Origin of the sequence: Arcanobacterium phocae (assembly GCF_900105865.1) — a bacterium.
Lineage (GTDB): Bacteria > Actinomycetota > Actinomycetes > Actinomycetales > Actinomycetaceae > Arcanobacterium > Arcanobacterium phocae.
The window spans coordinates 1,591,630-1,614,872 of record NZ_LT629804.1 but is presented as its reverse complement, the minus strand read 5'-3'; the positions used below and the strand labels follow the sequence as shown (position 1 = coordinate 1,614,872).

Annotated in this window: 20 protein-coding genes and 6 tRNA genes; 21 read left to right on the top strand and 5 right to left on the bottom strand. The window is 49.1% G+C overall.

Annotated features, from left to right (window positions below; genetic code table 11):
- Window positions 1–8 precede the first annotated feature (8 nt).
- Window positions 9–2,252, bottom strand: coding sequence for a glycogen debranching protein GlgX (gene glgX / locus BLT51_RS07245; RefSeq protein ID WP_091281644.1), 2,244 nt, complete (start codon window positions 2,250–2,252; stop codon window positions 9–11).
- A 552-nt stretch (window positions 2,253–2,804) separates the two neighbouring features.
- Window positions 2,805–2,876, bottom strand: a tRNA-Val gene (locus tag BLT51_RS07235).
- 153 nt (window positions 2,877–3,029) lie between these two features.
- Here BLT51_RS07235 and BLT51_RS07230 point away from each other — a divergent pair.
- The 5 genes from BLT51_RS07230 (at window position 3,030) to BLT51_RS07210 (ending at window position 3,498) form a co-directional block, all read left to right on the top strand.
- Window positions 3,030–3,102, top strand: a tRNA-Gly gene (locus BLT51_RS07230).
- Window positions 3,103–3,133: 31 nt separating this feature from the next.
- A tRNA-Cys gene (locus BLT51_RS07225) sits at window positions 3,134–3,204 on the top strand.
- A 10-nt stretch (window positions 3,205–3,214) separates the two neighbouring features.
- Window positions 3,215–3,286: transfer RNA gene (locus BLT51_RS07220), tRNA-Val, on the top strand.
- Between the two features lie 24 nt (window positions 3,287–3,310).
- Window positions 3,311–3,383: transfer RNA gene (locus BLT51_RS07215), tRNA-Gly, on the top strand.
- A gap of 43 nt (window positions 3,384–3,426) precedes the next feature.
- Window positions 3,427–3,498 (top strand) — tRNA-Val (locus BLT51_RS07210).
- Window positions 3,499–3,555: 57 nt separating this feature from the next.
- Here BLT51_RS07210 and BLT51_RS07205 read toward each other — a convergent pair.
- Together BLT51_RS07205 and BLT51_RS07200 are read right to left on the bottom strand one after the other, a co-directional pair.
- Window positions 3,556–4,371 carry a sulfite exporter TauE/SafE family protein gene (locus BLT51_RS07205; protein ID WP_091281640.1) on the bottom strand — a complete coding sequence of 272 codons (816 nt, stop codon included), beginning with the start codon at window positions 4,369–4,371 and terminating at the stop codon, window positions 3,556–3,558.
- 62 nt (window positions 4,372–4,433) lie between these two features.
- Window positions 4,434–5,819 carry an L-serine ammonia-lyase gene (locus BLT51_RS07200; RefSeq protein ID WP_091281639.1) on the bottom strand — a complete coding sequence of 462 codons (1,386 nt, stop codon included), beginning with the start codon at window positions 5,817–5,819 and terminating at the stop codon, window positions 4,434–4,436.
- 160 nt (window positions 5,820–5,979) lie between these two features.
- Here BLT51_RS07200 and thrS point away from each other — a divergent pair, with 160 nt between their 5' ends.
- The 16 genes from thrS to BLT51_RS07120 all read left to right on the top strand — a co-directional run bounded on the left by thrS (window position 5,980) and on the right by BLT51_RS07120 (window position 22,618).
- Complete coding sequence (gene thrS / locus BLT51_RS07195) at window positions 5,980–7,992, top strand: threonine--tRNA ligase (RefSeq protein ID WP_091281636.1); 2,013 nt, start codon at window positions 5,980–5,982, stop codon at window positions 7,990–7,992.
- Window positions 7,993–8,000: 8 nt separating this feature from the next.
- Entirely contained in the window at window positions 8,001–8,627 is a 627-nt protein-coding gene (pgsA, locus tag BLT51_RS07190) for a phosphatidylinositol phosphate synthase (RefSeq protein WP_091281635.1), read from the top strand.
- On the top strand, window positions 8,624–9,589 hold the full coding sequence (locus BLT51_RS07185) for a phosphatidylinositol mannoside acyltransferase (RefSeq protein WP_091281633.1): 966 nt from the start codon (window positions 8,624–8,626) through the stop codon (window positions 9,587–9,589). Before pgsA ends, BLT51_RS07185 begins: the two co-directional genes overlap by 4 nt.
- Window positions 9,586–10,722 (top strand): glycosyltransferase family 4 protein, encoded by a 1,137-nt coding sequence (locus BLT51_RS07180; RefSeq protein WP_091281630.1) that lies wholly within the window; start codon window positions 9,586–9,588, stop codon window positions 10,720–10,722. The genes BLT51_RS07185 and BLT51_RS07180 overlap by 4 nt, the downstream gene beginning before the upstream one ends.
- A gap of 32 nt (window positions 10,723–10,754) precedes the next feature.
- On the top strand, window positions 10,755–11,306 hold the full coding sequence (locus BLT51_RS07175) for a hypothetical protein (RefSeq protein WP_157672959.1): 552 nt from the start codon (window positions 10,755–10,757) through the stop codon (window positions 11,304–11,306).
- Window positions 11,299–12,447, top strand: a complete 1,149-nt coding sequence (locus BLT51_RS07170) for a PrsW family intramembrane metalloprotease (protein WP_091281626.1) — start codon at window positions 11,299–11,301, stop codon at window positions 12,445–12,447. The genes BLT51_RS07175 and BLT51_RS07170 overlap by 8 nt, the downstream gene beginning before the upstream one ends.
- 13 nt (window positions 12,448–12,460) lie before the next feature.
- Window positions 12,461–13,015 (top strand): NUDIX hydrolase, encoded by a 555-nt coding sequence (locus tag BLT51_RS07165; protein ID WP_091281624.1) that lies wholly within the window; start codon window positions 12,461–12,463, stop codon window positions 13,013–13,015.
- A gap of 73 nt (window positions 13,016–13,088) precedes the next feature.
- The gene (locus tag BLT51_RS07160; RefSeq protein ID WP_091281622.1) at window positions 13,089–13,853 is read left to right on the top strand and encodes a YebC/PmpR family DNA-binding transcriptional regulator; all 765 of its coding nucleotides are present in this window, start codon (window positions 13,089–13,091) and stop codon (window positions 13,851–13,853) included.
- The gene (gene ruvC / locus BLT51_RS07155; RefSeq protein WP_091281619.1) at window positions 13,854–14,474 is read left to right on the top strand and encodes a crossover junction endodeoxyribonuclease RuvC; all 621 of its coding nucleotides are present in this window, start codon (window positions 13,854–13,856) and stop codon (window positions 14,472–14,474) included.
- 39 nt (window positions 14,475–14,513) lie between these two features.
- Window positions 14,514–15,110, top strand: a complete 597-nt coding sequence (gene ruvA, locus BLT51_RS07150) for a Holliday junction branch migration protein RuvA (RefSeq protein WP_091281615.1) — start codon at window positions 14,514–14,516, stop codon at window positions 15,108–15,110.
- Between the two features lie 5 nt (window positions 15,111–15,115).
- Entirely contained in the window at window positions 15,116–16,132 is a 1,017-nt protein-coding gene (gene ruvB / locus BLT51_RS07145; RefSeq protein WP_091281613.1) for a Holliday junction branch migration DNA helicase RuvB, read from the top strand.
- A 137-nt stretch (window positions 16,133–16,269) separates the two neighbouring features.
- On the top strand, window positions 16,270–16,653 hold the full coding sequence (yajC, locus tag BLT51_RS07140) for a preprotein translocase subunit YajC (protein ID WP_091281611.1): 384 nt from the start codon (window positions 16,270–16,272) through the stop codon (window positions 16,651–16,653).
- A gap of 36 nt (window positions 16,654–16,689) precedes the next feature.
- Window positions 16,690–18,546 carry a protein translocase subunit SecD gene (secD, locus tag BLT51_RS07135; RefSeq protein ID WP_091281609.1) on the top strand — a complete coding sequence of 619 codons (1,857 nt, stop codon included), beginning with the start codon at window positions 16,690–16,692 and terminating at the stop codon, window positions 18,544–18,546.
- Window positions 18,546–19,643: a protein translocase subunit SecF gene (gene secF / locus BLT51_RS07130; protein WP_091281607.1), complete on the top strand. Its 1,098-nt coding sequence runs from the start codon at window positions 18,546–18,548 to the stop codon at window positions 19,641–19,643. Before secD ends, secF begins: the two co-directional genes overlap by 1 nt.
- Window positions 19,640–20,188 carry an adenine phosphoribosyltransferase gene (locus tag BLT51_RS07125; protein ID WP_091281604.1) on the top strand — a complete coding sequence of 183 codons (549 nt, stop codon included), beginning with the start codon at window positions 19,640–19,642 and terminating at the stop codon, window positions 20,186–20,188. Before secF ends, BLT51_RS07125 begins: the two co-directional genes overlap by 4 nt.
- Before the next feature lie 111 nt (window positions 20,189–20,299).
- Window positions 20,300–22,618, top strand: a complete 2,319-nt coding sequence (locus BLT51_RS07120) for a RelA/SpoT family protein (protein WP_091281602.1) — start codon at window positions 20,300–20,302, stop codon at window positions 22,616–22,618.
- Here the strand turns inward: BLT51_RS07120 and BLT51_RS07115 are convergent.
- Window positions 22,542–23,150 (bottom strand): hypothetical protein, encoded by a 609-nt coding sequence (locus BLT51_RS07115; RefSeq protein ID WP_091281599.1) that lies wholly within the window; start codon window positions 23,148–23,150, stop codon window positions 22,542–22,544. The genes BLT51_RS07120 and BLT51_RS07115 overlap by 77 nt on opposite strands.
- Window positions 23,151–23,243 lie beyond the last annotated feature (93 nt).

Here is a 23,243-nt window from a genome sequence, read left to right as displayed (position 1 = left end):
CTTTCAGTTTAGTCGGTAGCTGCCGGTTCCTCAGATTCAGAAACCTTTTCCGACATGAGTGAATGCTCGTTAGTGTTATGCGAATCCGGAGTGAGAGTCGAGATCTTGGTGGCAACGGAGGAAACGTCAGTTGCTGCATCTTGGACTAGGGAACGTACAAAGATGCGAACACTTCGGCTAGGCAACGTGAATGTGTTACCGGGCTGGAGTTCTTCCGATCCTGTTGGTACTGCATTAGTGGAGTGTGAAACACGCCAAGGATGCTCAATAGAGGCTGGCGGGATAGTAAATTCAAGATCTTCTTCAGACGCGTTGAAAGCGATGAGGATGTCATCGTCGATAATTTTGTTACCGCGTACCCCAGGCTCTTGGATACCGTGGCCATTGAGCCACATCATGACTGAGCGAGCGAACCAGGTATCCCAGTCGCCGTCTTGCATTTGTTCGCCGTCGTTACGAAGCCACAGGATATCGCCACGTTCTGAGGTTCCACCGTGAGTTGCCGCGCCTTGGAAGAAACGACGACGACGTAATGCTGGATGTTCTTTGCGGAAATGAATCATAGAACGAGCAAAATCCAAGATCTCTAATGCTTCCCGATCAAGATCCCAGTCTATCCACGAAATGTCGTTGTCTTGCGCATACGTATTATTGTTACCACTTTGCGTGCGTCCAATCTCGTCTCCATGGCTGATCATAGGAACGCCTTGTGAAACAAGCATTGTGGTGAAGAAATTCTTGATCTGTCGAATACGGAGTTCGCGAATTTCCGGATCATCTGTAGGGCCTTCAACACCGCTGTTCCAAGAACGGTTATGTGACTCGCCATCCATGGAGTTTTCCCCATTACCCTCGTTATGTTTTTCGTTATACGTGACTAAATCACGCATGGTGAATCCGTCATGGGCAGTTACGAAGTTGATAGAAGCAAACGGACGGCGACCCGAATGCTCATAGAGGTCAGAAGAACCAGATAAGCGTGAAGCGAACTCAGATAGTGTTGATGGCTCGCCTCGCCAGAAGTCACGAATGGTGTCACGATACTTGCCATTCCACTCGGTCCACAGAGGTGGGAATTCGCCGACGTTATAGCCATTTTCGCCGATGTCCCACGGTTCAGCAATGAGCTTCACCTGCGAGATGATCGGATCTTGCTGAATGATGTCGAAGAAGGAAGAAAGTTTATCCACTTCGTGAAGCTCGCGCGCCAATGTAGAAGCAAGATCAAACCGGAAACCATCAACATGCATCTCCGTGATCCAGTAGCGAAGTGAATCCATAATGAGTTGCAAAGAATGTGGGGAACGCATGTTTAGCGAGTTTCCGGTACCAGTTGTGTCGAAATAGGATTCTTTATTGTCTGGTACAAGACGATAATAAGATGCGTTATCTATGCCACGGAAAGACAGGGTAGGTCCCATATGGTTACCCTCAGCAGTATGGTTGTAGACCACGTCCAAAATGATCTCGATGCCAGCCTCGTGGTAGGCCTTAACTAAGGATTTAAATTCGTCTACCTGCTCGCCACGGGTACCTGCGGCAGCATAAGTATTCTGCGGGGCAAAGAAGCCGATAGTATTGTATCCCCAGTAGTTAGACAGACCTTTATCAATAAGGGAAGTGTCATTGACAAACTGGTGGATCGGCATGAGCTCAAGAGCAGTGATGCCCAATTCCTTTAAATAAGTGACCATCGCAGGGTGCGCCATGCCCATATAAGTACCGCGTAGCTCTTCGGGAATGTCTGGATGCGTTTTCGTCATTCCTTTGAGGTGGGCTTCGTAAATAATAGATTCATGGTATTCGTGGTTCGGTGGACGATCGTGTCCCCAGTCAAAGAACGGATTGATAACCACTGATAACATAGTGTGACCAAGAGAGTCTTCAGTGGACAACTGAGAAGGATCTTCAAACGAGTAAGAAAAATTAGCCTGATGATTTTCTACTTGACCGTCTATGGCTTTAGCATAGGGATCCAGCAGGATCTTGGATGAATCACAGCGGTGGCCGTTATCTGGATCGTAGGGGCCATGCACTCGATAGCCATAGCGTTGACCGGGGCGTATCCCCGGGATATAGCAGTGCCAGACGAATCCGTCTACTTCCTCTAGCGTGATACGTTCTTCGTTTAGATCATCGTCTATTAAACATAGATCAACTGAGTCCGCTACTGATGAAAAAAGTGCAAAGTTTGTTCCGGTGCCATCGTATGTAGCGCCTAGTGGGTAAGGATGCCCGGGCCAAGTTTCCATATCGAGATCGACTCCTTAGAGTTAATAGGTATGGGTTCAGGTTATCGCAGGATTGAGCTTTCGGGTGAGGTTACCACGCATGCTGCATGCCGATGCTCGCGTAGGTTTTTTGCGAAAGTGACGATAGTTAGGAGAATTAAAAGTCCGAATGCACTACCAATGAGGAGAAACGCCGGCGGGATCAATGAATGGCCTTGCTCGGCAAGCGGTTTGCTTGTGCTTGGATTTGGCCTCGACAATACCGAACGAATATCACCAGTATTGTCATATATTTCGTTTGCTCGTTGCAAACTTACCGGCATTCGAGAAATATAGAGTGAAGTGGGGTCAGTATAGCTCACAGCATCTTGGCTTCTATCAACAGAGACGGAGTCTGCTGTCGGAACAGGAGCTGACGGGTGTTCATTAACCGTGAGAGACGGTGGGAATACCAAGACGCATAAGTATGTCATAATTAAGCGCATGAAGCGGTTGCCTACTATGGAAAATGATACTTTCATAATATTCACCTCCACAGTAATGCAATGTGGATATCTCATAACACTGTTGTAGTGGGCGGTACTGGGTTCGAACCAGCGACCTCTTCGGTGTGAACGAAGCGCTCTACCACTGAGCTAACCGCCCGCAGGAAAATACCTACTTTACGAGGATACGACTTGTGTGGTTGAAATGCCACTGAGGGATACGTGGCACAGGTCATGTTTTGTGGATTGGACAAGTGGGGGCAGAAGTGGCTATATTTATTGAGCGTCGCAAACGAGAGTTTGTGACTACCAAGCGGATGTAGCTCAGTTGGTAGAGCATCACCTTGCCAAGGTGAGGGTCGCGAGTTCGAGTCTCGTCATCCGCTCGATGGCCAAGCAGGTAACTGCTTACCACGTGGTGGGTTGGCCGAGAGGCGAGGCAGCGGCCTGCAAAGCCGTATACACGGGTTCGAATCCCGTACCCACCTCGATTCACTAGGGCGATTGGCGCAGTGGTAGCGCGCTTCCTCGACACGGAAGAGGTCACTGGTTCGAACCCAGTATCGCCCACGATAACCGTTAGGTTATTCATCTGCGGATGTAGCTCAGTTGGTAGAGCATCACCTTGCCAAGGTGAGGGTCGCGAGTTCGAGTCTCGTCATCCGCTCGAAAACATGGACTCAACTTATGGGTCTTTTTTTGATCGACTTGGGCGATTGGCGCAGTGGTAGCGCGCTTCCTCGACACGGAAGAGGTCACTGGTTCGAACCCAGTATCGCCCACGAAAGCCTAGGGAATACTTCGGTATTCCCTAGGCTTTTACTATGTTGTTGTAATGATTATTCGTTGTTGGATGTCTTTTTATTCCGGCGAGCACGTGCCTTTAGGATGGTGCTCACTGCCATCACTATGAGAAATAAGCTGAACAGATAGTTCCCTGTTCGGGGAGAAACGGATTGCGCCACCCAAGCCCCGACTGGCGTTGAGGAAACGGCGGCGCAGCCGATGATGATTCCTACCGGCAGATCGACTAGACCATGGCGGAAACTGCTGAAAGTCCCTGACAGTGCAGTTGGAATCATCGCTAGTAGCGATGTGCCACGGGCAATTAAGTCTCCAGCGCCTACTACGATTTCCAATCCAGGAACAATTATTCCGCCACCGCCAACTCCAATTAAACCTGCAAAAACTCCAGAAACTAATCCGACTGTTATCATTCCGGTAGCAGATGCCAGTGTGAAGTCTAAAAATGATTGGCGTTGGGGAATCTGAAACTGCTGAATGATAATAATTCCAACAACAAAAAACACGAAGATCCAAGGGAGAACGGGCTCCGGGATTATTCGTAGCAACCAGGTTCCTAACTGAGCCCCGATGAGAGCACCTATAGACACATAGAGCATCGCTGGAACAGAGAGATTGCCGTTGAATGCATATGTTATCGAACCGGCAGCTGCAGTGACAATAATTGCGGATAGCGAGGTAGCTGCCGCTTGGCGTTGTGACATATCTAGGACGATCAAGAGGGACGGAACGATAATCATTCCGCCACCCACGCCGAATAATCCCGCTAAAAAGCCTGCTAGCAGCCCAATTACAATGACGACTGCAAGCCGTTGTGGCGTTAGATTCCGTCGGGTACGAGAACTGGTCATACACTACACATTACTGCACGCAGACAGTTAGGATAATACCTAGATCATAGATAATAGAGCATCTAACATTCCACAACGTTAACAGGAACTCCTGCATGAACTGCTAATCCACCAAGCGCTGTCTCTTTGTATTTGGCTTGCATATCTAAACCAGTTTCACGCATAGTAACGATGACATCATCGAGTGACACCACGTGTGATCCATCGCCATTCATTGCAGTGCGCGCAGCCGTGATTGCTTTGACGGCTGCGATGGCATTGCGTTCAATACATGGCACCTGCACAAGTCCACCGATGGGGTCGCAGGTTAAGCCGAGATTATGCTCCATAGCGATTTCGGCAGCATTCTCAACCTGTTGTGGAGTCCCGCCCATAATTGCTGCGCAACCAGCTGCTGCCATCGAGCACGCTGACCCAACTTCACCTTGACAACCGACTTCTGCGCCTGAAATAGAAGCCGTGTTTTTGAAAATCATTCCGATCGCGGCGGAGGTCAGCAAGAATGTCTTGACACCTTCCCAGTTTGCGCCGTCGATAAAATCTCGGTAATAGTGCAAAACTGCGGGGATAATGCCAGCTGCTCCGTTGGTCGGAGCTGTAACAATGCGCCCACCAGCTGCATTCTCCTCGTTAACTGCAAGTGCATAAAAAGCAACCCAGTCTAAGGTACGTAATGGGTCTGTAGAAGATTCACTGGTGAGTTTCCGATATAGTGCAGGTGCGCGTCGTAATACCTGTAACCCACCAGGAAGGCGACCTTCGGAGGTAGCACCATGTTCAACGCATTCTTGCATAACTTCCCAAACATTACGCAATTGACGGTCGATCTCTTCCGCAGTATGCATCGTCAGTTCATTTGCATAAGCAATATCGGCGATCGACATCCCTTCGCGTTGGCAATGCGCCATAAGGTCAGCAGCGGTTAAATAGGGAAAAGGAACATTTGTTGTCTCGCAAACAACCGGATCGGTAGGGGAGACGTCGTCGCCTGAAACGATAAAACCGCCTCCAACCGAATAATAGACGTGGTCGGCAATACGTTCGCCAGCAGTATCCCAAGCTTCCAATCTCATCCCGTTTGGGTGACCAGGTAGCTCAGTTAGACCATCAAGAACTATATCCAGTCCTGGCGAAAAAGCGATGTCGTGGATTCCGCCTAATTTCATTATCCCGGTGACTTGTACATCTGCGACTGCCGGGGCTACCGCATGTGGATTAACCGTTTCCGGTTGTTCACCCAACAGGCCTAAGATGACCGCGCGGTCTGTACCATGCCCGACCCCAGTAGCACCCAGCGACCCGTTAAGAGTACATTTCACACGTGCAACCTTGCAGATATCGTCACCCAAATGTGCTAAAAACGCCGCGGCAGCACGCATTGGTCCTACAGTGTGCGAAGACGATGGGCCGATGCCAATAGAAAACAAGTCAAATACACTTAACGCCATGGCACTAGATTAGTTGAGATGCCGGTATCGTGCTCGTTAAGTGAGATGCCTCTTGAGACTACGTTTATCAGTGAACCTTGTCCGTAAGTAGCGTAAACTGTCAGTGTTTTAATAACGCCGAGCGCCCTCGTATGGTGAACGGATGATTCAGGAGGCTTAAGTGAAGCTCTATATTGATGGTGAAGTACAAGAATTTGATTCCCCAATCACTGGTGTTGAATATTATGCAAAGCAACGGACAATTGTTGCACTTCGAGTAGATGGGGTGTTGAAAGATCTAGATACTGATCTGACAGCATTAGAAGAAGCTGCCACCGTCGAAGGAGTGGATATTAGCGAGCCTGATGGTCTCAACATTCTGCGTCACTCGGCAACCCACGTTCTAGCACAAGCAGTGCAGAATCGTTTCCCGGATGTCAATCTCGGAATTGGTCCTTTTATTACCGATGGCTTCTACTACGATTTCGGCAATATCGACGCTGTCACTCCGGAGCTTCTTAAGCAACTGGAAAAAGACATGATGCGCATTGTTAAAGAAGGTCAACGGTTTGTTCGCCGTCCCATTGCCGACGACGACGCCCGCCACGAATTAGCCAACCAGCCATACAAACTCGAGCTTATTTCGCTCAAAGGTGGTTCTGATGCAGATCGTGATCAAGCTGCTGATGGTGCGTCCATCGAAGTTGGTGGCGCAGAATTAACGATGTACGACAACGTGCGTCGTAACGGCGACGTCGTCTGGACAGACTTATGTCGTGGACCGCATTTGCCCACGACTAAACTAATCGGAAACGGCTTTGCGCTTACCCGATCCTCGGCTGCTTATTGGCGTGGTGACCAATCGAATGATTCGTTACAACGCATCTACGGTACTGCCTGGCCGTCGAAGGACGAATTGCGGGCTTACCAAGAGCGTATTGCTGAAGCAGAGCGACGCGATCACCGCAAACTTGGTACAGAACTTGACCTTTTCTCGTTCCCTGATGAGATCGGTTCCGGTCTTGCTGTTTTCCATCCAAAGGGCGGCATTATCCGCATGGAAATGGAAAACTATTCGCGCCAAAAGCATATTGAAGGCAACTATTCATTCGTTAATACGCCGCACATCACTAAAGGCAATCTGTTCGAAGTTTCTGGACATCTCGATTTTTATGCCGATGGTATGTACCCACCCATGCACATGGATGAGGAACGCGATGCCGAAGGTAATATCACCAAGCAAGGCGCAGATTACTATCTCAAACCGATGAATTGCCCGATGCACAACCTCATCTACAAATCACGGGGACGCTCATACCGCGAATTGCCGTTGCGGTTGTTTGAATTCGGTACCGTTTACCGTAACGAAGCTTCCGGTGTGGTTCATGGGCTGACCCGTGCACGAGGCTTTACTCAAGACGATGCACACATTTACTGCACTCGTGACCAAATGAAAGACGAGTTAACTCGGTTGCTCACATTCGTTCTTGACTTGCTGAAGGACTATGGTCTAGACGATTTCTACCTCGAGTTATCGACGAAGAATCCCAAGAAGTTCGTTGGCGACGCCGACGTGTGGGAAGAGTCCACACGTACCTTGCGTGAAGTTGCTGAAGCATCTGGTCTCGAACTGGTGCCAGACCCAGAAGGCGCGGCTTTCTACGGGCCGAAGATTTCCGTTCAGGCTAAAGATGCACTTGGTCGTACCTGGCAGATGTCCACCATCCAGCTCGATTTCAACTTGCCGGAGCGGTTTGATCTAGAGTACACCGGACCTGATGGCGAACGTCATCGCCCAGTTATGATTCACCGTGCATTGTTCGGCTCGATTGAGCGCTTCTTCGGCGTCCTCACTGAACACTATGCGGGTGCGTTCCCGGCATGGCTTGCACCGGTTCAAGTACGCTGTGTACCAGTGGCTGACGCGTTTAACGATTATCTCGACGACGTTGCACAGAAGCTCCGCGCTCACGGTGTCCGCGTTGAGGTGGATAAGTCCGTTGATCGCTTCCCGAAGAAGATTCGTAACGCTTCCAAGGACAAGGTTCCATTCACCCTTATTGCTGGCGGCGAAGATATGGAAGCTAATGCTGTTTCGTTCCGAATGCGTGACGGTTCACAAGATAATGGCGTTCCAGTAGATGAAGCTGTTGCTCGGATCGTCGATCATATTCGAAACCACACGAACCAGTAAGAGGATTTATGCTTTCCCGTAGTGGTCGGCCGCTCGCGCAACTGGTTTTCGGGCCAGTTGCGCGGCTGTTCGTGCGGCTTGGTATTTCTGCCAATATTGTCACGTGGACCGGAGCTATTCTGTCCTGTGTATCAGCGCTGTTTTTCATACCTCAAAATATGCTGTTAACCGGCGTCGTTATTACCACGATCGTGGTAATTTTCGACAACCTTGACGGACAGATCGCACGGTTGACGAAGACAAGCTCGGCTTGGGGCTCTTTCCTTGATTCGACGCTAGACCGAGTGACAGATGCTGCTGTTTTTGCGGCGTTAGGGCTGTGGGGCTACTTCCACGCGGCTACCATGGTGGCGCCTTGGGTAATGGGTGGAGCACTGGCTGCTGGCTTGCTAGGAAGCGTTGTTCCATATACACGAGCTAAGGCCGAAAGTATTGGATGTTCAGCCGCTGTTGGCTTTGCAGAACGAGCAGATCGACTGGTCTTTGCCGGTGTTCTCACACTTGCTATTAGATTCGGGGCTTCTCATTGGGTGATGGCGATAGGACTATGGATCCTCGCACTACTTGCTTTTGTAACCGTTATTCAACGCATGCTTTATGTTCGATCTCAATTGCGTGAGCGCGAGCATCCATGAAACCGCAGCGGCTGTTTCGGCTTATTGATTTGACAGCTAAATATGTGCCAGAGCCTTGTGCCCGGGCACTGTTCTCCGTGATTGGTTCGATAGTTGGCTGCTCCTCCATAGCTGGGGTCAAGCAATTACGGAGAAATTATCAGCGGGTCTCGCCGTCGTCGTCCGTGCTAGCGCAACATCGGCGATCAGCTACCGCGATGCGTCATTATCTCCGTTACTACTATGAAGCTTTTCGGCTCCCGTACCTCACGGAAGATCAGATCCGAGCTCGTGTTCGGGTAGAAAATGTTGATCGACTCCGAGACATGCTCAACGAAGGCTCGGCTACCGGAGCATTGATGCACATGGGCAACTGGGATTTGGCTGGAGCTTGGGGCACTAAGAACTTGGCGCCAGTCCACACAGTTGCTGAAAAACTAAAACCGGAAGAAGTTGCCCAAACGTTCTTGGATCTGCGGCGCGCGCTGGGAATGGTCATTTATTATGCTGTTAAAGATGAACACGTCGTTGATAACCTTACCCGGGATATGACATCGAATAATTGTTTTGTACCGCTCCTATGCGATCGTGATCTATCAGCGTCTGGCATAGAAGTGTCTCTGTGTGGGCATAAAGCTCGTATAGCTCCTGGTCCAGCAATCCTTGCACAGCGGACTGAGACTGCGATGTTTCCGGTCATCTGCGTAGCAGAGCGATTCAACCGAGATCGGCAACGAGTTGCCCAGGCTGGAACATCGTGGGGAATACGCATCATTATTGGTGATGCGATAACACCACAAGCTAAGCCGAGCGATTCATGGGAGAAGCGAACTGCGGACGTACAGCGTATGATGTCGCAGTGGGCGCAGTATGTCTCAATGTTATTGCCGAGATATCTCAGCCATTGGCATATGCTACAGCGAGTGTTCGTCGACGATCTCGATCCTCAGCGACTACCCTCATCAGTGATGGAGGAGAAGTGAAAATAGGTATTGCTTGCGGATATTCATGGGACGTTGCCGGCGGCGTTCAATTCCATATCCGGGATCTAGCACAGGAACTCATCCGCCGAGGTCACGACGTAACCGTTATTGCACCCTCAGAACGTATCCCAGGAACAGACGGCTTAGAAGAATTTGTTCGACCAGTTGGCGCTGCGATACCGATCAAATACAACGGATCAGTGGCACGATTATCTTTCGGTCCAAAAGTTAATCGACAAGTGCGTGCCTGGTTGCGCGACGAAAACCTCGATGTACTTCACGTTCATGAGCCCTTTACTCCGTCCGTATCAATGCTGGCCTTAATTAATGCAACGTGCCCTGTAGTTTCGACATTCCATACCGCGATGGATCGTTCCCGGTTGATGGCTATTGCCTCACCATTTCTTATTCCCATGCTAGAAAAGATCCAAGCGCGGATTGCAGTATCACAGGAGGCTCGGCGTACCGCAGTTCAATATCTGGGTGCGGATGCATGGGTCATTCCTAACGGTGTTTTTGTTTCTAACATGATTGCCGAGAGCAAGGATCAACGCTTTATCGGTTCGCCGCAACGGCCTACATTGAGCTTTTTGGGACGTCTTGATGAGCCGCGCAAAGGACTGCCGGTTGTAGCGCGTGCTTTTCCGCAGATCCGCCAGGCTGTGCCAGGTGTCCACTTATATGTTGCCGGGAAAGGAAATAAAGAGCAGGCTCGTGCACTTTTTGGCGAGCATGCTGAGGCTGTCACATTCTTGGGACCAATTTCTGACATGGATAAAGCGTTGCTGCTAGGTAGCACTGATATTTATCTTGCGCCAAATACTGGCGGAGAATCTTTCGGGATTATTTTGGTTGAGGCGATGAGCGCTGGTGCAAGTATTGTTGCCTCAGACATACCTGCTTTTCTGGCAGTACTAAATGAGGGTTCCTATGGCGCACACTTCGCCAATAATGATGCTGATTCGTTGGCGCGCGTGGTATCTGAAGCGATACATGATCCGCAAACTCGGCTCGAGCGTGCAAGAGCTGCTGCAAAAGCGGCGTGGCGGTATGACTGGGGATCGGTAGCGTCTCAAATTCTCACGGTATACGAGACTGCTATTGCCACCGCACCCATGGAGGTGGATGAATGATGCCGTGGTGGATATTCGCTGTCACTTGCGTTATGACAGTTGTCATTGTCAGCGCAGTATTGATTACATCTCAGGCTCGTAGGCTGGATGCGCTCCACAAAAAAATATTGAAATCTCGTGCTGCATTGGATAATGCTTTGATTGTTCGAGCTCATGCGGCGATGACGGTCGCGCAGTCGGGTGTTCTGGATTTAGCTGGGAGCGTCGTGCTGACTAATGCCGCTCAAGAATGCGCAGACGCGGCTGAATATGACTTGGTTGAAGATGGACTCAACCGTAATGGTGACGATGAAGTTTCCCCAAAAAGCTATCGGGCGCTTGATATAGATCGTCTTGCAATAGAATCTGAACTATCGCGAGTTCTTCGCCACACCGTTGATGAGCTCGAAGAAGATGAAAAGAATGACTATAGCGAAATTCTCGGCCATCTACAGCAGGTGCGCCAATCAGTTCGGCTAACACGACGTTTCCATAATATCCACGTTGCCGGTGCACAGCGGATTCGACGTAGTGCGCTGGCGCAGGTTTTTCGTATTCACGGTTACGCATCGTGGCCGCAAACAGTGGATCTAGACGATGAATAGTGCGCGTGTTTTGACAGCGCTAAAGGAGCATTCTCTAGATTTTTATGCTCATCTTATTGGCCTGGGAATTCTTGCTATTCTTGCACTCTTGGAGCTTTTGCCGGTCGTAGCTGAACCGGCTGGTATTTCAGCCGCGGTAGTTGCTACGGTTTGGGCGTTAGTCCCGGTGATCTTTACACTCATTTTGGTGTGGTTAGTTGACTACTGGGAACCTGAACCGTTGTGGCTCTACAGCTTCGCATTTTTGTGGGGGAGCGGTGTGTCAGTTATTCTTGGCGCATCTATCAACGATTTTGCGTCATCCCGACTAATTCCGAGTTTGTTAGCTGATGGTGCGACTGTCTACGACGTTTCGCGCTATACGGCTTCTTGGGTTGCTCCGATCTCGGAAGAAATCGTTAAGGGTCTTGGCATCGTTGTCATATATGTAGTTTTCCGAAAATATTTTAACGGTCCCGTTGACGGTATCGTTTACGGGGCACTCATTGGAGCTGGATTTGGTTTCACTGAAAATATTTTGTATTTTGTTCGTAATTTCGATTATCTGGCAGAAGTATTTACAGTGCGTTTTCTTGATGGTCCACTCAGCCATGATACGTATTCGGCCCTGTTCGGTTTTTGTATCGGGTTTGCGGAGTATTCGCGCCGGCGGTGGGCATTACTTGGCTGGACCTTTCCGGCATTAGTAGTCTCAGGTCTGTTCCATTTTATTAATAACGACGCGTTAAATTGGGACGGGATGACGTATGAAAAATATAAAATAGTCACGAATGTCCCGTTGGCGGTTGTGGCAATCATCATGGTGTTTTATGCCCGTCGTTATGAAAAAAATGCGGTGCTCGGTGGTCTAGAGCCATACGTTCGATTGGGCTGGTTTGCGCGACATGAGGTAGTGATGATTGGCCGGATAAGATACCGGCAACAAGCTGTTGTCTGGGCAGAAAATCGGGCGTTAAAACTTGGCGCTCCGGTAGGGGCAGGCGCGCAAGCAATGCGACGATTCCAAAAGATTATGCTCCAAATTGGACATGAGACGACTCGGGCGCAGCGTAGTAACCGGCATGTGGATGAAAAGGACCGCGCATATTTGTCATCGCTACTGGCAAAATCACAGACTATACGTCAGGTCTTTACCGCTTAAGAACGGAGGGTTAATGACTGAAAACACTAGCTATACTGAGTGGCCTCTCGATGAAAACGGTTTTCCGCACCGGCAAGCCGCTAGAGTAGTACTTCTAGACCCGTCTGGAAATATTTTTTTGATACGTGGCCACGATATTGATGATCCGGGATACTCGTGGTGGTTTACGCCGGGCGGCGGTATTGAGCCGGGGGAAACTACCCTCGCTGCTGCGGTACGTGAGTTACGTGAGGAGACGGGCTTCGTCGTCGATCACAATCGTTTAGAAGGCCCGGTTTTGTCGCGTTTCTCAACCTTTCATTTTATTTCTAAAATTCGGAAGCAGGACGAGAAATTTTATCTTTTAAGAGTCGACGACGACGAAATGGAAATAATTCGGCGTGGACACGGAAAAGATTGGACACCTCTCGAACAAGAATTATTAGATGCGCAACGATGGTGGAATTTAGAGGACCTCGACTGTATTCAACAGCAAGGTCAATTAGTTTTTCCACGAAAACTTGTTGCGTATGTGCGCGCGTGGCGTGACGGCTGGGATGGTGTATGTCGCACTATTACTGAAGAATAGTGCGTAGCTTTTCGGCAATCGGTCTAATCGTTGTAGAATCACATCGTAGACAATGTAATAGAAGGAGACACACGTGTCAGGACACTCTAAGTGGGCCACCACGAAGCACAAGAAGGCGGCGATCGATGCCAAGCGCGGGAAGCTTTTCGCACGCCTAATCAAAAACATTGAAGTTGCTGCGCGTACTGGCGGTGGAGATCCTGCTGGAAATCCAACTCTCTACGATGCTATCCAAAAGGCGAAGAAGAATTCTGTGCCGGCTGATAACATCGATCGAGCTGTCAAGCGTGGCTCTGGTGAAGGTGCAGATTCAGTTAATTACGAGAACATTATGTATGAGGGCTATGGTGCTAATGGAGTTGCCATCCTCATTGAATGTTTAACGGATAACCGTAACCGTGCAGCCTCAGATGTGCGCGTCGCACTCACTCGTAATGGTGGCACATTAGCTGATCCAGGTTCAGTTTCGTACATGTTCTCCCGCAAGGGCGTTGTTGAAGTCCCTAACAGTGGTGACATCACTGAAGACGACATCTTGATGGCAGTACTTGAAGCTGGAGCTGAGGAAGTCAATAATGAAGGCGAAGTCTTTGAGGTACTTTCAGAGCCTAATGACGTGGTTGAAGTTCGTAAGGCCCTTCAGGCAGAAGGCATCGACTACAACTCGGCTGAAGTACAGTTCGTGCCGTCGATGAAAGTGCCGATTACTGATATTGAGACTGCTAATAAACTCATGAAACTCATCGATGCGCTTGACGATGTTGATGACATTCAGAATGTCTACTCCAACCTTGATCTCTCTGATGAGGTTGAAGCGGCATTAGCCGAGGAAGACTAATTGCGAGTTCTTGGGATTGATCCCGGTCTGACGCGTTGCGGAATTTGCGTGCTTGATGCAGCCGGGGCGCGGCGGATCTCTCTAGTTTCTGTTGGTGTGGCGCGTACTGATCCCCAGATGGCGCCACACCAACGACTATTGCTTATTTCGAATGAAGTTGAAGAAGCTATTAAGCTGCATCGCCCAGATGTAGTCGCGATTGAACGGGTATTTGCTCAAGATAATGTTCGTTCGGTAATGTCGACAGCTCAGGTAGTGGGCATTGTTTTGTTGGCCGCCGCTAAAGCAAGCCTGCCGGTAGGTATGCACTCGCCGTCTGAAGTCAAAGCCGCAGTTACTGGTAATGGTCGGGCACAGAAAATTCAGGTTCAGATGATGGTTCAGCGCATTTTGAACCTAGAAAAATTACCTCGTCCAAAAGATGCGGCTGATGCCATAGCTGTTGCTATTTGTCACGCGTGGCGCGGGGGAGCTGAACCTTTCGTCGAACTTGACCGGTCGCAACACGGCGGAGCTGGAATGTTGCCACGTGTCGAAGGTGCTGATTTGACTCCGGCTCAAAAAGCATGGGCTGCTGCGGAACGAATGTCGCGTCGTCACGGTGCTGTCAAACCTTCGTGATAAACTCTCATTCAAACAGATGTTCGAAAGGGTGGAGTAGTGATTGCGCATTTACGAGGGATGGTTACAGCTGTTAATACCTCCTCAGCCGTTCTAGATATTCACGGTATTGGGATGAGAGTTCTAGCAACGCCCGACACCTTGGCTAAGCTCCGTATCGGTGACGATTCGACTTTAATCACATCTCTTATCGTTCGCGAAGATTCATTGACTCTTTATGGATTTGTTGACGACGACGAGCGAGATGTGTTCGATATTCTTACCGGGATTAGTGGCATTGGGCCACGTACCGCGTTAGCAGTATTAGCGGTATTTTCCCCTGACGCACTACGCGAAGCGGTGGAGACAAAGAATGAGGTTGCGCTAACTCGTGTTTCTGGTATCGGCAAAAAAGGTGCACAGCGCATGATACTTGAACTTGGTTCGAAACTTGGGCCGGCTCGCAGTCGTTCTGGGGAACTGAAGAAGAACACCGGTGCGATAGCGGATGCCGATGTTTTGGAAGCGCTTATTAACCTTGGCTGGAACGAGAGAGAAGCCACACCTGCGATCACCGAAGCAATGGCTGATCTAGGACAAGCAAGTGTTGCGCAACTTCTACGTCGATCTCTGCAAATTCTTGGGTCACGGAGGTAACGGCTATGGATTGGAATGAAATAACTGAAGCGGGTGCCAGTGACACTGAACGAGCTCAAGAAGCGGCGTTACGTCCAAAACGTTTGAGTGAGTTTGTTGGACAGCATGTTGTTCGCGAGCAACTTTCGCTCGTCCTCGATGCGGCAATTGCTCGTGACAAAGCTCCGGATCATGTTCTCCTTTCGGGGCCGCCAGGACTTGGTAAAACCACATTGGCTATGATCATTGCAGCAGAAGTCGGCGGGGCGTTACGGCTTACCTCTGGTCCGGCAATTCAACACCCGGGCGATTTGGCGGCGCTTTTGTCTTCGTTACAAGAAAATGACGTTCTGTTCATCGATGAAATCCACCGGTTAGCGCGGACTGCTGAAGAGATGCTTTATCTTGCCATGGAGGATTTTCGTGTCGATGTGATGGTTGGCAAAGGTCCAGGAGCTACATCAATACCATTAGCCCTCCCGCCATTCACAGTTGTTGGTGCAACGACACGAGCAGGAATGTTACCGGCTCCACTACGTGATCGGTTCGGATTTACAGCATATTTGGATTACTACACTCATGACGAATTGGCCTCGATTGTAGAGCGCAATGCGGTGAAACTTGATGCGGAACTATCGTCTGATGCTGCGTTGGAGATTGCTTCGCGATCACGCGGAACGCCTCGAATTGCCAATCGCTTGCTGCGACGAGTGCAAGATTGGGCGCAGGTGCGGGGGACCGGCCAACTAGATTTAGTTGCAGCACAGGCCGCCCTAGCTGTTTTTGAAGTCGATATGTGTGGGCTGGATCGTCTTGACCGTGCAGTTTTAGACGCTTTGTGTAATCGTTTTAATGGTGGCCCAGTTGGCTTAACAACTCTAGCCGTTTCCGTTGGTGAGGAGCCCGAAACGATTGAAACTGTTGCAGAGCCCTATTTGATGCGACAAGGATTTATCTCAAAGACTCCACGGGGCCGTATAGCAACACGTCTTGCATGGGAGCACCTGGGCCTTATCCCGCCTGAAAATACTTTGTTTGTATAGGACACTGCATTGTGGTCAAACAACTGCGCTCATAAATGTGGTGTTGTACTAAAAAGCCGGGCAATCACCGGTAATGGGCATTCAGGAGGTAGACTTTTACCGTATGATGTCTCTTCAACGGAAAGCGATCAGCGTTCATGGATTTTTTGATCCTCATTCCCATAATGTTCATTTTCTTGTTCGTCTCTACACGGATCACGCGTAGGGGCCAGGAAAAACAGCGAGAACTACGTGAGGAAGCGATCTCATTAGGAAATAACGTTGTCACATCTTCTGGTTTCTTTGGAAGAATCGTTGACATTGATGGGGACGCGGTTACATTGGAATCTCCGTCTGGAGATGAGACGGTGTGGATGCGCTCTGCGATTATGTCACAGATGGATATCCCATTGAGCATCGAAGACGAAGAGGAATCACATAACACTGAATCAGAATTGGATAGTCCTTCAACAGGAGATATTTTTCCTCACGACGAAGAAAGTTCTGACCCAAGTGATAAGCAAGGCTCAGCATGGAAATAGTTTCCGTTAGCCTACAGATTGTCAAGGAGTACACGCGTGCAAAACTCACGTGATGAACTGAGCAAGAAAAGCAAGCCCATCGGGCGCCTAATCACACTGGTCGTGTTGATTCTGGCGCTCTTTGCAGCTTTAACTTTTGGTACCGTAACGGGCGCTAAAAATCGTTTCTTGCCAGAACTAGCACTAGACCTTGAGGGCGGCACTCAGATCATCCTCACCCCGGCGACCACAGACGGCTCGGAGGTGACAGATGAAGATGTGAAGCAAGCTATTGAAATTATTCGTCAACGAGTTGATGCTTCGGGAGTGGCAGAAGCTGAAATTACTGCTCAAGGTGGATCAAATATTATTGTTGCTCTGCCAGGGCAACCAGATAAAGCAACACTTGACTTAGTTCGCACCTCTGCCGTGCTTCGTATGCGTCCAGTTTTAGCTTATGCGGATCCAAATCCTATTAGCAAGGAAGATCTAGTTAAACAGCTAGGTGATAAAGCTGAGGGCTTAGATTCAAAGAAAATGAGTGATGAGCAGTACAAGGATGCGGTGTTGAAGCTTGCTGACAAAGATGGCGATGGCCAGCTTTCGGATGCCCCGTTAACGACCCCTGTGGATGCTTCAGACCCTGCATGGATTACTGAACAGACAGTATACAACTCATTGATTTTGCAATGTGGTTCTAAGGATCTAGCGATTGCGTCGAATTCTGATGATCCGGCTAAGGCACTGGTTTCGTGTGGGCCTGAAGGTCATGTCAAGTACCTGCTTGGTCCTGCTGAGCTAGAGGGCTCGACGATTGCCACCGCTAGCTCTGGACCTGCTGTTAATAACCAAGGTCAGCCGACCGGCGGATTTGCGGTACACATGAACTTTAATTCTGAGGGATCAGATAAGTTCGCAGAAGTCACTGGAAGAATTTCGAAGCTTGAGCCACCACGAAATCAATTTGCAATTGTGCTTGATGGTCAAACAGTATCGGCGCCAAAGACCGATTTCCCGATTACTGGCGGTCAGGCCCAGATCACCGGTTCGTTCAAGGCCAAAGAAGCTGCAACTTTAGCTAACCAACTGAACTTCGGTTCGTTACCACTCTTCTTTGAGGTACAGTCAGAGGAACAAATTTCAGCAACTCTTGGCGCTGAACAACTTGAGTCTGGATTGATTGCCGGTTTGTTTGGTGCGCTACTTATCATCTTGTACATGTTATGGCAATACCATGCATTGGGCTTCGTTGCAATTGCCTCAATTGCGGTATCAACTGGCCTGTCGTTCTTTGTCATTTCGTTCTTGTCATGGACGATAGATTACCGTCTGTCGATGGCGGGTGTCTTGGGCATTATTATCTCTATTGGCGTCACAGCGGATTCGTTCATCGTTTACTTTGAACGTATCCGAGATGAGATTCGTGAAGGGCGTACTATCCGGAGCGGTATTGAACACGGCTGGGACCGCGCGCGTCGCACGATTATCATTTCCGATATCGTCAACCTGGTGGCTGCATCTGTGCTGTTCATTCTAACCGTTGGATCAGTTCGTGGTTTCGCATTCACACTTGGCGTTACCACTGTGCTCGATTTGATCGTAGTCATGATGTTCACTTATCCGGTTATGCATTATCTCGGAAAGACTGCTTACTTCGGTGAAGGACAACGCGGTTCTGGTCTTGATGCGAATAAGCTTGAACAGACCCCAATGTATCGTGGCCGGTCGTATATTGCTACGAAGCCAGCCAAGCGTATCAAGAAGGCTACTGCATCGGACCCCGATGGTGTACAGGTACAGTTACATGATTATGAATATCCAGACGGGCGTGTCATTGATAGACACGAAACCCTCGCGCAGCGTCGTGCTCGTGAACGTCGCGAGCGCAAGGCCGCTCAGAAAGGAGAGAACTGATGTTTTCAATGTATAAGGTCGGAAACGATCTCTACACTGGACGATCCTCAGTTGATATTATTGGGCGGCGTAAGACGTGGCTTATTTTGGCGATCATTTTAATGGTGGCTTCAATAGTTGGATTCATCGTTAAAACTCCAAATACCGGAATTGAATTCCGAGGCGGATCGCAGTTTACTGTGTCAAATGTCAGCGATACATCCCATAGTCGGGCGTATGACGTAATTAAAACCGTTGGCAAGGATGATGCACCCCGCGTTGCGACGTTAGGTTCTTCCTCGATTCGAGTCCAAACGGTTAAGCTTGATGACAAGCAAACGCAAGCAGTTCGCGATGCGCTTGCTACTGCTTACCATGTTGAAGCAACGGATGTTACCTCAACATTTGTTGGCCCATCTTGGGGTGCCGATATTCTAGCAAAAGCGGTCCGCGCAATGATTATCTTTATGGTGCTGATTTCGCTAGTTTTGACCATCTACTTCCGGTCGTGGACTATTGCCGTTGGCGCTAACGGTGCTCTCATTCACGACTTTATCATCACGCTCGGTGTTTATTGGTGGGCTGGCTTTGAAATTACGCCGGCCACAGTCATCGGTTTACTAACCATCATGGGGTATTCGCTCTACGATACCGTCGTCGTTTTTGATAAGGTCCGTGAAAATACTGAAAACGTCACCAAGCAACGCGCCTATACATATGAAGAGATCGCTAACCAAGCAATGAATCAGACGCTTATTCGATCTCTGAATACGTCGATTACCGGATTACTGCCAGTAATCGCCATCTTGTTTATCGGTGTCTATATCTTGGGAGCAGATACTTTGCGAGATCTCGCTCTCGTCATGTTCGTTGGTATGCTACTATCTACACTTTCATCTTTGATTATTGCTGCACCGTTGGCAGTAGCGTTGGCGATGCGCAACCCAAAGATCAAGGAGCATACAATGGATGTGTTAGATCGACGTCGGGATGTTAATGGAAAAGAAGAGCAATCTAGCGGCGAGCACGCTAAGCTGGAACCCGTAGAAACTGTGGCGGGATCCCACCAAGGACACCGTGCACAGCCAAAGCGCAACAAGAAGAGGAAGAAACGTTGAGCAACGATAATAATTTTCCGCAGGACGTCGTTGACCTCGTCCGTTCGCATATTCGAGAAGTCCAGGACTTCCCTGCACGAGGTGTTCTATTTCGTGATGTAACACCCTTGATTGCAGATCCGGAAGGATTTGCTGCCTTGATTGACATGCTTGCAGACAAATACCGCGGAAAAGTCGACGCAGTGGCTGGGCTTGAATCACGCGGCTTTATTCTGGCTGCGCCATTGGCAGTGGCACTGGGCGTTGGCATGCTAACCGTTCGCAAGGCAGGCCGTTTGCCTGGTCCTGTTGTTGGCATCGACTACGATCTCGAATATGGTTCTGCACGAATGGAGCTTCAACCTTTCACCGTGGAGGACGGACAACGCGTTCTTGTTCTCGACGACGTCCTCGCAACCGGCGGGACGGCAGGTGCTGCATGCGATCTGATCCGGCAAGCTGGCGGTAACCCGGTAGGCTTATGTGTTCTCATTGAGCTCACTGAGTTCAATGGTCGTAACTATCTGGGTGAAGGTGTTGAAGTAGACTCCGTATTACAATACTAAGCTTCTAGCCGATATAAGGAGGAGAGATAGCCAAAGGCTATCTCTCCTCCTTATATATATCTTTAAAAATACGGTAAAATGAATTAATAATCAGGGTCAGGAGGTACTGAGATGTCATCTCATTCACATGTTCCGCGCGTGCGGTCTCGGTTGTCGTGGCTTGGGAAGAAAGTTACTGTTCCCACCATTCTTGAACCTATGATGAGCATTGAAGCTACGAGGTTAATGGATATTGATCGTCTTATCCACGCGTATGAAGTTGCTGAAAAGTTACATCGGGGTGTTAACCGTAAGTCAGGGGAACCCTACATTACGCATCCGGTCGCAGTAGCGACTATTCTTGCCGAACTCGGCCTTGATGAAGATACTCTCGTAGCGGCCTTGCTCCATGACACAGTTGAAGATACTCCTTATACCATTGAAGAACTTTCCGCAGAGTTCGGTCCCACCGTCGCATTATTAGTCGATGGTGTGACTAAACTCGAAAAGGTTAATTATGGCGAAGCTGCAGCGGCGGAGACTGTACGTAAAATGATTATCGCCATGGCTAAAGATATTCGTGTACTTTTAATTAAGCTCGGAGATCGTCTTCATAATGCCCGGACTTGGCGGTTTGTCTCACAATCATCGGCACAGCGTAAAGCCCGTGAAACGCTTGAGATTTTTGCTCCGCTAGCTCACCGACTAGGCATGAATTCGATTAAGTGGGAACTAGAAGACCTATCATTCCGGATTCTGTACCCGGCTGTGTATTCGGAAATCGAACGCATGGTTCGTGAACGTGCTCCCGAACGTGAGCGCTTTATTGAAGAAGTCAAAGCAACGCTAAAGCGAGAACTTAGTAAAGCCAACGTCAAATGTACGATTACTGGGCGTCCGAAACATTATTATTCTATCTACCAAAAAATGATTCTTCGCGGACGCGATTTCGAAGATATTTATGATCTGGTTGGGGTGCGAGTACTCGTTAATGAAGTTCAGGACTGTTACACAGCTCTAGGTGTGGCCAACTCTGCTTATACACCCATTCAAGGCCGGATTAAAGACTATATCGCTTCGCCTAAATTCAACCTATATCAATCTATTCACACGACCGTGATGGGGCCTGCAGGCCGTACAGTCGAGATTCAGATTCGTACACATGAAATGCATCGACGAGCCGAATATGGGGTTGCAGCGCATTGGCGTTACAAAGAGAATCCTAATGCAAAATCGGGTGATCAGCCAACCAGCCAGGAAGATACTCAACTCGAATGGTTACGACAACTCGTTGATTGGCAACGTGACACTGCTGATCCATCCGAATTCCTAGATTCGCTTCGCTATGAAATGTCGAAGAATAAGGTATATGTATTTACCCCGGCAGGGGAGGTAAAAGAGTTGCCAGCTGGTTCCACTCCAGTTGATTTTGCCTTTGCTGTCCACACCGAAGTTGGATACCGAACTGTTGGCGCAAAAGTTAATGATCGGTTAGTAACTCTGGATCATGAACTACAATCTGGCGATACCGTCGAAATCATTACGTCTAAATCGGAAGATGCGGCGCCATCTCAAGGATGGAGCGAGTTTGTTGCTACCGCACGTGCCCGGTCCAAGATTAAGCAGTGGTATTCGCGTTCTCGCAAGGAAGAGAATTCGGATATCGGCAAAGACAAGCTTGCTCGGGCAATTCGCCGTCGTAATGAGCCTGTACAACGGTTGATGAGCCATGAAACTTTGAAAGCGATCGCTCAAGATCTCAATCGCACAGATGTCAACGACCTCTATGCAGCGATAGGCGAAGGAGCAGTATCTGCTGAATCTGTTGTTCGACGCCTGATTGCTTCGCAAGGTGGCAATATTGGCGCTGAAGAATCGATGGCAGAGGCAGTTACTCCTACCCGGATTCAACATCGCTCTGAAGGCAATGGATCTTCGGCTGTTATCGTTGCTTCCATTGAAGATACAGATGTCCTTGTAAAGCTTGCTAAATGTTGTACTCCGGTGCCTCCAGACGAAATCGTGGGATTTGTGACGCGTGGCAAGGGCATTTCTGTCCACCGTGCTGATTGCCCCAATGTCGATTCCTTAAAACGGGAGCCAGATCGTTTTATTGATATTGCTTGGGATAGCGAAGCTGACGCAGTTTATCTTGTACAAGTGCAAATCGAGGCACTAGATCGACGTGGTTTGCTAGCTGATATATCGCGCGCGTTAGCTGAACATGACGTCAACATGATAGCTGGAACGATAAATACATCGTCCGATCGGGTAGCCAAATCTTCTTTCACATTTGAAATGGCTGATCCGCATCACTTGGAACGAGTTTTGCGTGAATTGCGGAAAATTGAAGGCGTTTATGATGCCTACCGGATCACGGGTAATAAGAAGGATGATGCTCGGCTTCAGCGTGCTGCGCAAACTCCGATTCCTCGGCGAAATGCGAACTAGCACGGTCAATAATGTCTGATGGAAGCTGACAGAGTAACGCGCGTACTTGTTTCATCCCTGGAACTCTTTTAAGCTGTTGGGCACGAGAAATGATTTTTTCGTAAGATGCGCCTTGACGAAGAAGATTAAGTAGCGCTTCTATGCCAGTGGCTAGATCGTGCTGGAGCAGGTCGATTGCTGTCCGTTCCAATGATGTAACTGTGACACATTTAATTGTGACTAGGTCTTGCTCTGGAAATTTTTTTCTTGGCAGTCGCCCTTGACGCTGATTAGTAGACCGGTAAACGTGGAGCGAACGCGATAGCTCGTTTGTTGTTTTGCCAGTGTAAACCCAATAAGCTCCCACATGTGACACGATAATATCGGTGCCATATATCGCATTAAGTATACCGATACGTTGTGCAACTGTGGCTATCTGATCACAAGCTACCCAGCCAATATTTGCCAGCTGGGTAAGGCAGCCTTCATTTGATAAAACCTCGCATTGATGGCGTTCAAAAAGGTTGTTTGGACTGGCAATTATTGAGAACATACAACTAGCAAACCATGATCATAAAATGAGTGTTGGCGGGTATCCACACCTGTGGATACCCGCCAACACTCATAGGTTGCTTGCGTTAAGCTA

Coding starts and splice junctions, on each gene's coding strand:
- glgX (WP_091281644.1), bottom strand. CDS start 2,252: ATGGAAACTTGGCCCGGGCATCCTTACCCACTAGGCGCTACATACGAT.
- BLT51_RS07205 (WP_091281640.1), bottom strand. CDS start 4,371: ATGACCAGTTCTCGTACCCGACGGAATCTAACGCCACAACGGCTTGCA.
- BLT51_RS07200 (WP_091281639.1), bottom strand. CDS start 5,819: ATGGCGTTAAGTGTATTTGACTTGTTTTCTATTGGCATCGGCCCATCG.
- pgsA (WP_091281635.1), top strand. CDS start 8,001: ATGCTTTCCCGTAGTGGTCGGCCGCTCGCGCAACTGGTTTTCGGGCCA.
- BLT51_RS07185 (WP_091281633.1), top strand. CDS start 8,624: ATGAAACCGCAGCGGCTGTTTCGGCTTATTGATTTGACAGCTAAATAT.
- BLT51_RS07175 (WP_157672959.1), top strand. CDS start 10,755: ATGACAGTTGTCATTGTCAGCGCAGTATTGATTACATCTCAGGCTCGT.
- BLT51_RS07170 (WP_091281626.1), top strand. CDS start 11,299: ATGAATAGTGCGCGTGTTTTGACAGCGCTAAAGGAGCATTCTCTAGAT.
- BLT51_RS07165 (WP_091281624.1), top strand. CDS start 12,461: ATGACTGAAAACACTAGCTATACTGAGTGGCCTCTCGATGAAAACGGT.
- ruvB (WP_091281613.1), top strand. CDS start 15,116: ATGGATTGGAATGAAATAACTGAAGCGGGTGCCAGTGACACTGAACGA.
- yajC (WP_091281611.1), top strand. CDS start 16,270: ATGGATTTTTTGATCCTCATTCCCATAATGTTCATTTTCTTGTTCGTC.
- secF (WP_091281607.1), top strand. CDS start 18,546: ATGTTTTCAATGTATAAGGTCGGAAACGATCTCTACACTGGACGATCC.
- BLT51_RS07120 (WP_091281602.1), top strand. CDS start 20,300: ATGTCATCTCATTCACATGTTCCGCGCGTGCGGTCTCGGTTGTCGTGG.
- BLT51_RS07115 (WP_091281599.1), bottom strand. CDS start 23,150: ATGTTCTCAATAATTGCCAGTCCAAACAACCTTTTTGAACGCCATCAA.